Below are 15,326 nucleotides of genomic sequence, written 5' to 3' on the forward strand. Positions count from 1 at the left end.
TAAAGATTGATTTATGAGAAAGATGATTTTACTGTTTTTATTGGGGCTTGTTCAGGGAAACCTTTTTGCCCAGTACGCTCCGGAAGATACGGTACCGTTGAATCCGGCGGTACGTTACGGGAGGTTGAGCAATGGACTGACCTATTACGTCTGTCGTAATACAGCTCCGCGGCAAAGGGCTGATTTTTACATTGTACAAAATGTGGGCTCCCTGATGGAGAATGACGACCAAAACGGTTTGGCTCATTTTTTGGAACATATGGCTTTTAACGGAACGGAGCATTTTCCCGGAGATGCCATCACCGAGGTATTGAAGAGAAATGGGGTGGATGTGAGTTCGCACCTGAATGCGGCTACAGGATATAACGAAACGGTATATCGTTTAAGTAATATACCGACGCAAACGGAGAGTCTATTGGATACTTGCTTGTTGATCCTGCATGACTGGTCTCGCTATATCTCTTTGGACCAACGGGCGATTGATAAGGAACGGAAAGTGGTTCTGGAAGAAGCTCGTACCACATCGGGTATGGCAAAACGTTTGTCAGAGAAGACGATGCCGGTCTTGTTGAAAGGCTCTAAATACGCGAAGCGGAATACAATCGGGGATCCGGATGTGATTAAAAATTTTAAACGCCAAGCCTTGGCCGATTATTATCATGAATGGTATCGTACGGATCTTCAGGCTATTATTGTGGTCGGGGATTTTGATGCAGAATGGATGGAGAAAAAGGTTATCGATCTGTTCTCCAAGATTCCGGTGATAGAAAATCCGACTCCCCGGCCTTTTTACCAAGTTCCATTGTCCGGTAAAGAGTCCTATGTGTTGGCCGTAGATAAGGATGTGCCTTACTCTTTCGTGTCATTGAATATTCTTTCCGAGGCTGTTAAACCGGAATGGAAAAATCATCATTATATGAGGGAAACTTTAGTCGAGGCTTTGTATGGTTTGATGTTTCAGACGCGCATCGGTAAGTTGACCCAACAGAAAAATTCACCCTGTTTGGCGGCGGATAGTAAGATGGCTCCTTTGGTAAGAGGTTATCGGGCGTATGTTATTTCGACGACGGCTAATTTGAATCAGGAGGGAAGAGCATTGGAGAAGGTATATGCGGAAAACGAACGATTGAAGCGTTATGGATTTACAACAGGGGAGTTGGAGAAGGCCAAGCAATTGTTACTGATGAGCTTTAAGACGATGTATGAGAATCTGGATAAAATCGAGAACTCGCAGTTGGTTGCCGAGTTTCAGGCTCATTTCTTGGAAAATGAACCGGCTCCCGGATTCGATTACTATTATCGGTTTGCCGAATCCGTTATTCCGACGATTACCGTGGAAGAGGTTTCAAACAAGGCGAAAAAATGGATTACGCGTGAAAATATGGTCGTATCGATTGCCGGTCCGAAAAATGCCATACACCTGACTAAAGGAGATGCTTTGAATGTATTGAAAAAAGTGGAGAAAATGGAGATGGAACCTTATGCAGAAGAGAGACCTACCGGGGATAAGGAGCTGATAACGGGAAATCTAAAAGGGGGTAAAATCGTAAAAACTACCGATTTGCCCGCTTGGGGAGCCGAAGAGTGGGTTTTGAATAATGGAGCTCGTATTCTGTTTCGGAAAGCCGACGGTGACAAAAATCAGGTGGTGATGACGGCTTACAGCAAAGGAGGGACTTCTTTGTTCGGACCCGATTTGCTTCCTGCCGCCATGATGTTGGGTAAGTTGATGCCGGCTTACGGAATCGGTGCGATGAGTCGGAAGGAGTTAATGAATTACCTGATAGGAAAAAACGTGAGCATCGCGATCAATTTGAATAATGTGGCTGAAAACATATCGGGCTCGTCCACTCCTCAATCTTTGGAGACTTTGATGCAGTTGTTTTATCTGACTTTTGAGCAACCTCGTTTTGATAAGGTAGCTCATGAATTGATGATGCAGCAGGCGAAAGCCTCTTTGCAAACTTCGCCGATGAGTGACTCTTTGCAGATGATATTAAACGATTATAATCCCCGGGTCATATTGTATAATCAGGAGTTTTTGGATAAGGTTACCTTGGCTAATATCGAAAAGGTGTATCGGGACCGAATACAGGATGCCAGTGATTTTACCTTTTTCATCGTGGGCGATGTAGATGCGGGGAAAGTCCGGCCTTTGGTTGAGAAATACATCGGATCGATTCGTTCTGTTTACCGACGCGAACATTGGAAAGATAACGGAGTGAGGTGTCCTCAAGGAGTTACCCGGAAAGTGATCGAACGACGGGGAGAAGTTGATAAGTCTGCTGTCGTGGAGGTTTATTCCAAAGAGATGGCTTATACCGTCCGGGATAATTATTATTTCGGTATTTTTCAGCATATCTTGAGATTACGGTGTACTCGAAGTATTCGTGAGGGAGCCGGGGGAACCTATAACGTGAGCGTGGAAGGTTCTTCTCAGAGGGAACCGTATCCGGTTTATAATCTGAGTATCAGTTTTGATTGTGATCCGGATCGAGCGGAAGAGTTGAAAAGGATTCTTTTCCACGAGATCGATCGGATGATCAAAGAGGGGCCGACTCAAGCCGAAATCGTACAGATCGCCATGATTATACGTAACCAACACGAACAGTCTAAACTGCATAATTCATATTGGTTGAATGTTTTAACCATGATGTCTTTGTATGGGATAGACGTGACCGATCCGAAGAATTTTAGTGAAATCGTTGATTACTTGACCCCTGAACATATCCGGAATTTTGCAGAACGTTTTTTTACCGATGCGAATAGGATGGATATTGTTTTTGAAACAAAAAAGAGATAGAGGTTGAAAGATCGGTTTTAGTTGTAAAAAGGGTTGCTTTTTAATCGAAGCAACCCTTTTGTTTATTTGTTGTATAATAATTTATAATCCTGCGCTTTGCCTTTCTTATACCATTTCTCCGGAATAACCTTCCATTCGTTTCTGGGTTGAGGATCCAATACTTTTTGGCGTTTGATGTACTCCGCGATGTAATAGCGGATGTCTTTCTCTCGGACGTCGATGATGCGTTTCGTTAATTCGGCCTTGGGAATTCCTGCTCCGCGGGTGAGATGTCCTCCTCCTCCGTTACCCTGGTAAGAGTTTACAGCTACCTTGTACATATGTTCCGGATAGAAAGGAGTACCGTCGGTCATGGAGAGGATGGTGACCCGGTGACCCGGTTCTTTACTTACGTCCACGGTATATTTTATACCTGCCGCGGCAGAGAAATTGAAAAAGTCGTTTTGTAAGAACGGATATCCTTTTTTATTCGTTAGAATCTCTCCTTCCGCGTCTTTTTTAAAGTTTAGCAGATGATCTTTTGGGGATTGCATGGTATTGAACTGCATAGCCGCGGCGTATTCCAAGTATTTGCGTATTTCTTCGCCGGAAAGCCGCATCGTATAGAGAGAGTTCTCGTAAGCGTAAAGATTAAACATGTCTTTCATGGTAATTATTCCGGCTTTGATGTAGGCATCCCGCGAAAGGATGGAGGCAAAAGAGATTTCCGCTCCGCTTTCTGCTAATTGGGCTTCGTTGATGAAATCGATGAACGCCGAGGGGCCGAACATGGCGTCCCGTCCCGAAAGCGGACTTTTGAACGTACCTAATTCCGTGTCGATGTATGATTTGGCCTTATCTATTGCCGGAGTAAAAGTTGAAATGTAATCCTTATCCGTAGTTACCTTATCCAGATCGATCAGTTCGCTTCGGTAAGATTTTCGATACCGGTCGCCTTCCCGTTTCAAGGAAACGACAATTTTACCGAGATAAGTACCGTGGGATTTTGGATCCATTAATAAAACCTTATGGCCGAAATCGTTCGTCAGCTCTTCTTGCTTCTCCGTATGATCATGGCCGAAAATAACGATATCGAATCCGTCTACCTGTTGTGCAACTAATTTACTGGCGTTTTCGTTTTTAAGCGTTTTTTCGTTGGCTCCTCCATAGGTGTAGTCGTACCCGGAATGGAAAAGTCCTATGACCATATCCGGTTTTTCCTGTTTTCGGAGGATGTCGATCCATTTTTTCGAAGATTCGATCATGTCTTCGAATTCGATTCCTTGCCAAAGATGCTCCGGTAACCATTGAGGAATATTAGGGGTCGTCATTCCCAAGATAGCAATTTTAATTCCTTGTCGCTCCACTATTACATAGGGTGTAAAATAGGGCTTACCTGTTTGGCTGTCGATTAGATTTGCAGATAGCCAAGGAAATCGAAATTCTTTCTTTATGCGGTCATAAACCGGGTGACCGGCTTCGATATCATGGTTTCCCACGGCGGCGGCATCGTATTTCAAGTAGTTCATGACTTGAGCCTGGATGTGTGGGGTAATGGTGTCAATAAAATTATAGTAGTAGATCGAGGGTTGGCCTTGAAGAAAATCGCCGCCGTCTAACAGGAGTACACTTAATGAGTCTTTGGCCCGGGCTTCTTTGAGGAGGGTCGAAGCGTTGGCGAGACTATGAGAAGTTTCTTTTCCTTTTTTTAAATCGTAATTGAAAATACTGCCGTGGACGTCACTGGTACAGTAGATGGTAAGTCGGGCTTCTTCCGGTTTGGATGAACAAGCTTGTAAAAGGTTTAGCAGAAGTAATATTCCGGAAAACCATGAAATGATTTTTCTCATAGATATGGATTTATTCGTGTGTTTCAATAATATAAGATATAAGGGTCGTATCTGGGGCAAAACTATGGATTTTTTTGTTAAAAAGAATCTTTTCTATCGCTAAAAAGAGTAAATTCGCCCTGATTACCGCTAATGAAGCAGGTGCGTTTTATAATATAATGAACATCAATAATAACAGATATGGGTAAGATTGGAAAAATAACGGTACTGACGATGGGATTGTTTATGTTGGCGGCAGGGAATCTTTTCGCTCAGGCCGGAGGAGGAATACATAGTGCGGTGAATATTGAAAGTCATATTTCGTTTATGTCTATTTTGAGGGGAGTTATAGGTATGGTGAGTATACTCGGGATCGCCTGGTTGTTCAGTAGCGATCGTAAAGGGGTTTCCTGGAGAGTTGTGGCGATTGGTTTGGCAATACAGTTGATTTTGGCCATAGGTATTTTATATCTCCCTCCGGTTCAGGCCGTATTTGATTTCGTGGGAAAAATATTCGTTACCATATTGGATTTTACGCGTGCCGGAAGTGAGTTTTTGTTAGGAGGATTGATGGATACGACCAAGAGCGGGTATATTTTTGCTTTTCAGGTGCTGCCGACGATCATTTTCTTTTCAGCTTTGACTTCGTTGTTGTTTTATCTCGGGATCATACAGAAAGTAGTATACGGAATGGCTTGGGCAATGACTAAATTGATGAACTTGACCGGACCGGAGTCTTTGTCTGTTACGGGAAATATTTTTTTAGGACAAACGGAAGCTCCTTTAATGGTTAAGGCTTATTTGGATGATATGTCTCCTTCAGAAATATTTTTGGTGATGACGGGTGGGATGGCAACGATTGCCGGCGGCGTGCTTGCTGCTTATATCAGTTTTTTGGGTGGGGAGGATCCGGTACAGCGATTGTTGTTCGCCAAGCATTTGTTGGCGGCTTCCGTGATGGCTGCGCCGGGAGCTGTCGTTGTCGCTAAGATATTGATTCCTCAGACGCAGAAAATTCAAAATACGATCGAGGTACCTAAGAATAAAGTAGGCAAGAATGTTTTGGATGCGATCTCCAATGGTGCTTCCGAAGGAGTGAAATTAGCCGTGAATGTTGCCGGTATGTTGCTTGTGTTTGTTGCTTTCATCGCCTTTGCCAATTATTTGTTTGCCAAATTTGGACATATCGTGGGATTGAACGATTGGATTGCCGAGCTGACGGATGGGAAGCAACATGAATTGTCCTTGCAATTGATCTTGGGGTATTTGTTTGCACCATTGATGTGGTTGATCGGTATATGTCCCGCGGATATCGTACACGCGGGTAGTTTGTTGGGACAAAAAGTGATTATGACCGAATTCATTGCTTATGTGGATCTGGCGAGTTTGAAGACGGCAGGGGCTTTTGCCGAGATGAAGTCCGTAATCATGTGTACTTACTTTTTGTGCGGGTTTGCCAATTTTGCCTCTATCGGGATTCAAATCGGAGGAATCGGAGGATTAACTCCCAAAAATAAGCCGCTTTTGGCTAAATTCGGTTTAAGGGCTCTATTGGCGGGAACCCTGGCTTCTTTGATGTCGGCCACGATTATCGGTATGATTATAGGATAGGAGGATTCTGTGATTGAGAGATTGGGTGATTGAGAGATTGGGTGATTGAGAGATTGGGTGATTGAGAGATTAGGTGATTGGGGATTAGAAAGATTGACCATTGCAGGATTAAAATCGAATCATTTAATCACCGAATCACTGAATCACTGAATCACTGAATTTTATAGGGTTCGATCGTTGATCAAAAATCTATTTGCCATTATAAGTTTTTATGTATTTTCCGGGCGGCCAGGAAGCTGGGGATGGTACAGAGCATGATCCAGATAAAGAAATGCTGATACCCTACCTCTTTTTGAATCCACCCGGAGATCATGCCGGGAAGCATCATGCCTAAGGCCATAAAACCCGTACAAATGGCATAATGGGCCGTTTGTTCCTTTCCTTTACTGAATAGTATCATAAAAAAGGTCAAAGCCGTAAACCCGAAACCGTAACCGAGTTGTTCGATAGCGATACAGGAAGATATAAGGTATACGTTATCGGGGCGGGCATAAGCTAAATAGAGATAAACTAAATTGGGTAGATTCATGGCTGCCGTCATCCACATGATCCAATGTTTGAGGCCGTCGCGTGCTATCACGACTCCTCCGGATATTCCTCCAGCTATAAGGGCTATCAGGCCGACTACGCCGTATAGGGTGCCTACTTGCAATGTACTCATCCCTAATCCGCCTGTTTCCGGTTTGTCTAATAAGAAAGGAGAGGCGATTTTCACTAATTGGGATTCGGCTAAACGAAACAGGAGCATGAACAGCAGGGCCGTGACGATACCCGGTTTCCGGAAAAAGGATAGAAATGTGTCGAAAAAGGCTTTCAGATAATCATCGTTTTTAACCGCAGTATCCTCTTGGGGTTTGGGCAACACGAATTGATGATAAAGAAAGAGGATAAGAAATATGCCGGTAAGTAGATAAAAAGTAATCGACCAAGCCTTCGATACGGCGATCTCCTCCGGAAGTTGAATCGAATAGGTTTTTTCGAGCCATCCGGCGAACATGACGATAAGGCCTTGCCCGGTGAGCATGGCCAGGCGGTAGAACGTGTTGCGTATACCTACGAAAAAAGCCTGTTGTCGGGTATTTAGTCCTAACATGTAGAACCCGTCGGCGGCAATGTCGTGTGTGGCGGAGCTGAATGCCAATAACCACATAAAAGCAAGGGAGTAGCGAAAGGCGTTAGGTCCGGGAAGGGTCAGGGCAATGCAGGCTAAGCTGCCGCCGATCGTTAATTGCATGGAAACGACCCACCATCGTTTGGTTTTCATGATATCGACCAGCGGACTCCACAGGGGTTTAATCACCCAGGGAAGATAAAACCAACTGGTATAAAGAGCTATGTCCGTATTGTCTATTCCGAGACGTTTATACATGATAACGGCTAAGGTCATGACAATTACGTAGGGAAGGCCCTGGGCAAAATAGAGCGTGGGTATCCACGACCAGGAAGACTTCCGTGTAGGGTGGGTTTGTTTATTCATGGTCTATTTTTTCGAGGTCGGTTCCCGGAAAGTAGTGTGCTAAAATTTCCCGGTAGTTGTATCCCTTTTCGCTCATGACGGCAGCACCGATTTGGCAAAGTCCGACACCGTGCCCCCAGCCGGCTCCTTTGAAGGTAAATCCGATCGTATTGTTCCGGGAATCTTTCCGGGAATCGACAACAAAGGCCGAACTATAGAGATGGCTGGCGGAAAATGCTTTACGGATAACCAATTCTTTCCCAATGATCATACTTTTCAATGTTCCCACGATCTTGACCTTCACGAGTCTGCCGGAAACGCCTCTTTCGATAGGCTGTATCTCCACGATTCTTCCGAAGTCGATCCCGAGCTTTGATTTTACCAATTCTGAAAGTTCGGTCGTTTCGTAATAGACTTCCCATCGGAAGAAGTTCCGGGTCTCTTGATCGTAATCGTTTAAAACGTTGGACAGTATGGATTTGTCTCTCGTGTTGCAAAAAACGTCGGGAGAAGACAATATCCATTTTCTCGCTTCTTCTTCCTGACGTAAATCGGGTGTCGAAGTTTGTACGGGAGTGTCTATGACCTTAGTCAGGTACGCGTGATTAACGGGCTCCCAGGTGTTTTCAAAAAGTTCGGATACTCCGCCGCAACATTTGGAAAATCGGGTGTCGCAAACTTCTCCCTCGTAAGTCAGAATTTCTCCTTGCGTGGCCTCTACGGCCTGAGAAACAATAGGTGTGTAAGCTTTGCTGATTCCTTGATAACGCTGACAATGATCATCGGCGCATACATCGAAATGCAGGTGGTCTTCCCGATCGTACCAGCGGATGTATTCCGTTTCCGTCTGTACGCGGGAAGGATTTGCCGTCCTTCGGAAAGATTTGGCTTTTTGGGCCAACAACCAGCTCCGGGAGATAACGGCATGTGCTTTTAGCAATTCGAGTGAGGACGTGGCGCTCATTTCCGATGAGATGACGCTGACCAAATAATCTTCCAAAGGTAAGATGTTGATTGCCGTAAGATGTTTTTTTTCGTCGATGATTTTAAGAGAGCCCTTAAATTTTTGATTTTCCTTACGTTCCCAGTGGAAGTGAATGCCGATAATTACATCCGGCAATTCGAAGTGGGAAGAGGTATAATCTGCGGGAATGAGGGTGAAACCGGAAAGAATGACTTCCTCTTTTTTTTCTTGTCGGAATATGATTTTTTCTTGTCGTTTGCATACGGTGTATTCTCCCCGGTATGTTTTTCCGGAGTTTTTTTCTATGAATTCTCCGTGTAAATGGAAACGGATTGAGGGGGAAAAGAGTATTCCGATTTCAATATGTGGTCTCATAGTTTATAAGTTAGGGTGTTCGATATACCGGATTAAATTGTTCCATTGGTTATCGTCCAAGGTTAATTGTCCGAAAAGATCCGACAGCAAAGGAGCGTCGAACCGTTCGAAATCTTCTTTCCGGGGGGAGATCACCACTCCGGCGAAATCGACACATCCGGGACTAAAAAGAATATGTTCTTTCCCTTCCGCGAAAAATTGCCGCGGGCGATGTTTTTGCCGGGGAAACAGGACGACGTACCACTCTCCGTTTTCGTACCAGACAAACAGGTTAAGCATCGGTTCGGGATTGTTCGGGGTTACCTTGCCTATTTCTGTCAGGAGATATTGGAAGGCTGTCTGCATTATTTTCTCATCTGCCGTCCGTAGAATCAGATTCTTTCGGATGTAACGCGTGATACTTTCGATTTTGAAAGTGACAGGCGAAGCGATGGAACTTATCTTCTCCTGACAGGTTAGGAAAGCCGGGAGTATGGTCTCTTTGGAACAATTAATCACGTCGTTTTCCAAGGGCATCGAATGTCTGGGGACCAGTTGGAAATGCAAATGATCCGGTGCGGAAGCTCCGCTTCGGGGGCCGTTATAGAAAACCGTGTAATCCGGAAAATCTTTGGCCATGGAGAGCATATCTCTGAAATAATTCTCCAGTACTTGCGGGATATGTCTTTTGGCCGGTACGGTAAAGTGCGGGGTGAAAATGGGAAAGGGGTTGATCCGTATGTCGAAATTTTCGTTGTAGCTCACGCTGTCCTGCGAGGCAGGCAGATGTTCTTTACACAAAAAACAAGGTCTGGATTGAAGCGATAGCCTATCGATGCGTGCTGTCGCCGATACGATCCGGTCGGGATTGCATTGTATTTTTATTGAAAAATCGTCGAACTCTATCGTGCGGTAAAGTACTTCGTTCAACCGATTGTAATTGTTATTTGCCATTTCCCAGTGGGAGAGCTGGTGCTTAAAAAAAGATTCCAAGTCAATCATTTTCCTTTCTTTTTAGATTATATCTGATTCGACCCCATAACTCGATGGTTCTTATTTTGTCTTTGTAGGTATTGTGCTCGTTTACCTTCGTTATCGTTAAATCCGCGTCCGAATTGCCTTCCCAACGGCGGCATAGGTATACAGGAGTATATATTCGTCCGATACGGTACCGGCGGCAGATAGCAAGGGCTACGGCGTAGTCTTCGCCGTAGCTGACATTCGGAATTTTAATTTTCCTCAGGATAGGGGTATAGAAGGCTCTCGGTGCACCTAATCCGTTTATTCTTAATGCATTGTTGTGTCCGTTTTCCATGCTCCACTCTTTATGGTCGATTATTCCGGGCGGAATCTCCTTTAAATTAAAATCTACCATCCGATAACTTCCCACGAGCATGGCACATTGATGCTTGTAAAAAGTATCGATCAGGAGTTGCAGGACCTGATCGTCGATATATAGATCGTCGCTATCCAGTTGAACGGCAAATTTCCCGCAACAGTTTTGCATGATGGCGTGGGTCCAGCATCCGCCTATTCCTGTTTGTGGTTGATCGGGAATCAAATGAACGATTCGTTTGTCTCCGCGGGATAGATCGCGGATAATTTCTGTCGTTGAATCGGTAGAATGGTTATCAATGACGATTACATTGAAATCGAATGTCGTTTTTTGGTTTAGGGCGGAACGAATAGCGTCCGCTATCGTTTTTTCCCTGTTTCGGACAGGAATGATAACGGATGCTTCGGTCGTGAATTTTTGTTCATTCAAATCGACCGTCTCGAATTCGGGAGGTAACCAGGCATTTATCGCTTTTAGATGTGTCGTACAAGCCTGTTCCATTTCGATTTGAACTTCCCGGTTTTGGGGATTCACGTAGTCGAATTGTTTTTCTCCGGATAACCTGAGATCCTCTTCCGTATCCGTGTATAAAAATTCAGGAATCCTGATAATCATTCCCTCCCGCGATAGACGTAGCCGTAGATCATATAAGGCTGCGTACCGGTACGTTGTGCGAATCTTTTCGACCGCTTGTTTGAATTTTACGGTGTTAAATAAGATTAACGAACCGAAATCAAAATCGTTCCGTAGACTGCCGATTTGATACTCTATGGTAGGATGAGGTAAAGATACTCCTTTTTTTAGGGAATAATGATCGGAATAGACCATTGTCGCTCCTGTCGTTTCCGCTACTTGTACCATACGTTCCAAGGCGTAGGGAGCAAGCTTTACAGGGGCATTCTTGAGATAAAACAGGCAAAATGGAGTTCTTATTTGTTTAGCCAATTCTTTGAGGGTATTCGTTTGATGAATAGGTTCCCGTAATGGAATTATATTTTCAGTTTCTAATTGGGACTGAAATTCTAATTTGTTTTGTAAGAATATATTATCACTCTTGTCTACCAGAAAGCAAGTAAGTATACGATTCATGAAAAAATGATTTTAGATGTTGCTCAAAGATATATTCTTTTTAGCATGAATTTATTTCTTTTTATTAGTTTTTCTCCGGAATTATTTATCTTTGCTGGAATGTTATCACTATTCGGCATGTGGCGATTAATAGGATTGAGGTTAAAAATTTTACTAATAATAGGGTTATCTGTCTTGCCCATGATGGTTATGGGCGAGAAGGATTCTTCTCATCCGATATTGATTATCAGTTCCTACAATCCGGAGACACAGCAAACCTCGAACAATATTTCCGAATTTTTGGATGAATACACGACTAAAGGCGGAAAGTTTCAGGTAAGCATAGAAAACATGAACTGTAAAAGTTTTTCGGAAGTGCTTGCCTGGAAGTCGCGCATGAAAGAAATTCTTTTGAAATATACGGGAATAAATCGTCCCTCTTTGATCGTGATTTTAGGACAGGAGGCTTGGTCCTCTTATCTCTCTTTAGATAGCGAGCTTACAAAAGATATCCCATTGGTATGTGGTATGGTCAGCCGGAATGCTATTTTCTTGCCGGATTCCAATGTCGTCGATTTAAGTACGTGGAAACCGGAGAGTATAGATGTGCTTGCAGATGTGGACACAAGTGTACAAATGAGCGGTTTTGTATACGATTATGATATTGTCGGGAATATAAGGTTAATACGGGATTTTTTTCCGGAGACAAAACATATCGCTTTTATTTCGGATAATAGTTACGGGGGAGTTTCCTTGCAGGCGTACGTGAGGGAGGAAATGCAAAAGTTTCCCGAATTGGATCTGATTCTATTGGATGGCCGCGAGAATACGGTTTATCTCATGAATGAGAAAATTGAGAATCTGCCTGAAAATACGGTGATTCTTTTAGGAACGTGGCGTGTGGACATGAATGACGGCTATTTTATGAGGAATGCGACCTATTCCATGATGATGGCTAATCCCAAGATTCCGGCTTTTTCCGTTACTTCTATCGCTATTGGCCATTGGGCCGTGGGGGGGTGCGTGCCCGAGTACCGGACGGTCGGAAAAGATTTGGCTCAACAGGCTTTGGCATGGGAACGTCAAAAACGGGATACGACACTGAAGATGCAGTTTATTCCGAATCAGTATGTTTTCGATTACAGGAAGTTGCAGGAATATGATTTCTTGAATAAATCTCAGGTTGACCATGCTCGATTATTTAATAAGAAAATATCTTTCTTTGAAGAATACAGGTATCAGATAGTCGGCTTCGCTGTTACCTTCATTATTTTATTGCTTGGTTTTTTAATTTCTCTCTATTTTTATATTCGGACCAAACGATTGAAGGATGCGTTAGAGGATGCCCAGAAGGATAATATCCTTATATTGAATAATGTCAATGCGGGAATTAAGTTTATCAATCCTGATTTTACCGTGAAGTGGCACAACGGAGTAGATTTTGAGACTCCGGAGTGTAATATTCAGTCTTCCACGGGAAAAGTTTGTTACGAAGTATTGAGAGGGTTGGATGAGCCTTGTACTTATTGTCCGGTTGTGACCGCTATGAAGGAGAGAAGGGCTACCGAGGTGATTGCCAAATATCCCTCCAATACGTATGTCTATATGTATGCTAATCCGGTTTTTGATGCGGAACAAAACTTGTTAGGCGTGGTTGTCCGACTCGAAGACGTGACCAAACAAAAGCAGGTGGAGATGGAGTTGCGTTTGGCCAAGGAAAAAGCCGAAGAATCGGATCGTTTGAAATCGGCTTTTTTGGCCAATATGAGTCATGAGATCCGTACTCCGTTAAACGCTATTGTCGGTTTCTCCGAAGTGTTGACGGCTGACGAATACGATGCGGAAGTCCGTAAAGAGTATGTTTCTATCATACAAAAGAATTCGGATTTATTGTTGCGCCTGATCAATGATATTTTGGATATTTCCCGTTTGGAGACAGGACGATTGAAATTTAGTTACGAGTATTGTGAGGTGATCGGCTTGTGTCGTAGTGTAATGGCGACTACGGGGCATGCTAAGCCTCCTCGAGTGGAGTATGTCTTTAAATCTCCCGTGGAGAGTTTCGAATTGATGACGGATGTCCAGCGTTTGCAACAAATATTGATCAATCTCATGTCGAATGCCAATAAGTTTACCAAAGAGGGGAGCATTACGTTGGAAATCAGAATCGAAACGGCGGAAGGCAGAATTTATTTTTCCGTATCGGATACGGGTTGCGGAATTCCGGAGGATAAACAAAAGAAGGTGTTCGAACGTTTTGAGAAATTGAATGAATATGCTCAAGGAACAGGCTTGGGATTGGCTATATCCAAGATAACGATTACCATGATGGGAGGAGATATCTGGGTCGATAAAGATTACAGGGAGGGAGCCCGTTTCGTATTCTGGCATCCGTTACACATTCAGCCGGTTAATGAAAGCGAATAAAGGGCTCCTGGAAAATTCAGTTATTCAATTTTAAATCATGTCATTGTAATGGAATAATTCTGCGATTTAGTGATTCGCTTTTAATCCTGAATTCGTCAATCACCTAATCCTTTAACCCCTCAATCTCTCAATCCCTAAATCCTTTAATTCCCTGTCATTATATCACAAAAGTCCGGATTTTATGTCCGGACTTTTAGACGGTATCATTCGGAATAAAATCGTATTTGTTGTTGGATGGCTCTTGTACACGCTGGACAGAAAGCTTCACCCTTGAGAGAGTTCATCAGGCAATCGGGCCAAGGTCTGTAAACGCCTTTGGAAACGTAACCGCCTCCCTCGTAGACCCCTAATCGGGTCGGATTTTCAGGGTCGACGGGTGTGGGGATGGGGGTATTTTTATCCATTAAGTTTTTCCATTTTTTCCCGAAATCGGTCAGCGTCGTCAAATTCGGTTCCCAAGGTTCTATTTTGGGAGGATAAAGATCGTTGTATTCGGCACCGCCCACGTATTCGTCTCCTAATCCGGCAAAAAGATGCCCGAATTCGTGTACGTATACTTTGGCCGAGTGTAAATTACCGGATATGCTCACGCCGTAATGGTTATAGATGGCTCCTCCTCCGTATTTTTGCGTGTTCACGATGATGTAAATGTAGTCGTACGGAACGTTTGCGGCTAAATCTTTTACACTTTTAAAATCGTAGGTCATGATATAACGTTCCGAATCGAAGGTGTAGAAAGAGGAGTTCAGAATCGTATTTTTCCATATGTACTCACCCGGAATATCAACTCCGGATTCCTTCGAGGGAGCCAGAACGGCGCGTACGTTGAATTTATTTTTATTCTCTTTGTAAGGCGAAAAGCTGAAAAGCCCTTCTACGAATTGGTGACAATCGGCTTTGAATTGCTCCATTTCGTCTGCCGAATAACCTTCCGGGAGCAAAACGATATCCACCCGTTTGGCAGAGTTACCCGTGTACATTACGTCATAAGTGGGATATTCCAAGCGACGGTCTTTGCTAATGAAATAACTGTTCACGTCTACCGTGTATTCGAATTTTTTCACGAAAACGCCTTTTTTATTCCGGGCTGTAATCTCAATACGTACATTCTCTTTCGGAAAGGGCATGGTTACGGCTTCCGGGCAACTACGGCGAGTTGTCAGGGCTTCGTCTGTCATTCTCCATTCTCCGAAAAGACTGCAATACCCCCTGGAGTAGATTAATTTATTGGTTTTAAGGTCATAGACGTTCAGGTAATAATTACCGTATAAGGTAGTATCGATTAAATTGGTTTTGGAACCGCCCCAATAGGGCTCTTCCCGTAATCCCTCGAAGAAGATTTCATCCTGTTTGTTGTCTCCGCAATGGGAGTAATCCAGCCGGAGGGTTTTGTTATAGAAATAGGTGTCGAATTGTGCAAAACTATTTCCTGCCGAAAACAGGAGGATAGATAGAAATAATAGTCGCATTCTGTTTTTCATAAATTAAAAATTATTGTT

At 43.6% G+C, this 15,326-nt stretch carries 9 protein-coding genes; 3 read left to right on the top strand and 6 right to left on the bottom strand.

Going from position 1 to position 15,326, the window contains the following annotated elements:
• Nucleotides 1–13 precede the first annotated feature (13 nt).
• Nucleotides 14–2,803, top strand: coding sequence for a M16 family metallopeptidase (locus PGR74_RS06010; protein ID WP_041504237.1), 2,790 nt, complete (start codon nucleotides 14–16; stop codon nucleotides 2,801–2,803).
• Between the two features lie 62 nt (nucleotides 2,804–2,865).
• On the opposite strand, the gene PGR74_RS06015 is transcribed toward PGR74_RS06010, so the two are convergent.
• On the bottom strand, nucleotides 2,866–4,632 hold the full coding sequence (locus tag PGR74_RS06015; protein ID WP_041504238.1) for a bifunctional metallophosphatase/5'-nucleotidase: 1,767 nt from the start codon (nucleotides 4,630–4,632) through the stop codon (nucleotides 2,866–2,868).
• A 180-nt stretch (nucleotides 4,633–4,812) separates the two neighbouring features.
• On the opposite strand from PGR74_RS06015, the gene PGR74_RS06020 reads away from it, so the two are divergent.
• Complete coding sequence (locus PGR74_RS06020; RefSeq protein ID WP_270516834.1) at nucleotides 4,813–6,222, top strand: NupC/NupG family nucleoside CNT transporter; 1,410 nt, start codon at nucleotides 4,813–4,815, stop codon at nucleotides 6,220–6,222.
• 199 nt (nucleotides 6,223–6,421) lie between these two features.
• On the opposite strand, the gene PGR74_RS06025 is transcribed toward PGR74_RS06020, so the two are convergent.
• From PGR74_RS06025 to PGR74_RS06040, 4 genes are read right to left on the bottom strand one after another with little or no spacing between them, the layout of a single operon-like run.
• Nucleotides 6,422–7,699 (bottom strand): MFS transporter, encoded by a 1,278-nt coding sequence (locus PGR74_RS06025; protein WP_041504239.1) that lies wholly within the window; start codon nucleotides 7,697–7,699, stop codon nucleotides 6,422–6,424.
• A complete protein-coding gene (locus tag PGR74_RS06030) occupies nucleotides 7,692–9,017 on the bottom strand; it encodes a SpoIID/LytB domain-containing protein (RefSeq protein WP_270516836.1) in 1,326 nt (441 codons plus the stop codon). Before PGR74_RS06030 ends, PGR74_RS06025 begins: the two co-directional genes overlap by 8 nt.
• Before the next feature lie 3 nt (nucleotides 9,018–9,020).
• Nucleotides 9,021–9,998: a DUF4922 domain-containing protein gene (locus PGR74_RS06035; RefSeq protein ID WP_270516837.1), complete on the bottom strand. Its 978-nt coding sequence runs from the start codon at nucleotides 9,996–9,998 to the stop codon at nucleotides 9,021–9,023.
• Nucleotides 9,991–11,421 (bottom strand): glycosyltransferase family 2 protein, encoded by a 1,431-nt coding sequence (locus PGR74_RS06040; protein ID WP_041504241.1) that lies wholly within the window; start codon nucleotides 11,419–11,421, stop codon nucleotides 9,991–9,993. Before PGR74_RS06040 ends, PGR74_RS06035 begins: the two co-directional genes overlap by 8 nt.
• Nucleotides 11,422–11,466: 45 nt before the next feature.
• Between PGR74_RS06040 and PGR74_RS06045 the strand changes: the two genes are divergently transcribed.
• Nucleotides 11,467–13,827 (top strand): sensor histidine kinase, encoded by a 2,361-nt coding sequence (locus PGR74_RS06045; RefSeq protein ID WP_235375102.1) that lies wholly within the window; start codon nucleotides 11,467–11,469, stop codon nucleotides 13,825–13,827.
• Between the two features lie 203 nt (nucleotides 13,828–14,030).
• Here PGR74_RS06045 and PGR74_RS06050 read toward each other — a convergent pair whose 3' ends face one another.
• A complete protein-coding gene (locus PGR74_RS06050) occupies nucleotides 14,031–15,308 on the bottom strand; it encodes a M64 family metallopeptidase (protein WP_041504242.1) in 1,278 nt (425 codons plus the stop codon).
• Between the last annotated feature and the right edge of the window lie 18 nt (nucleotides 15,309–15,326).

Origin of the sequence: Sanguibacteroides sp. AM78-02pH3A (assembly GCF_027666085.1) — a bacterium.
GTDB lineage: Bacteria > Bacteroidota > Bacteroidia > Bacteroidales > Marinifilaceae > Gabonibacter > Gabonibacter massiliensis.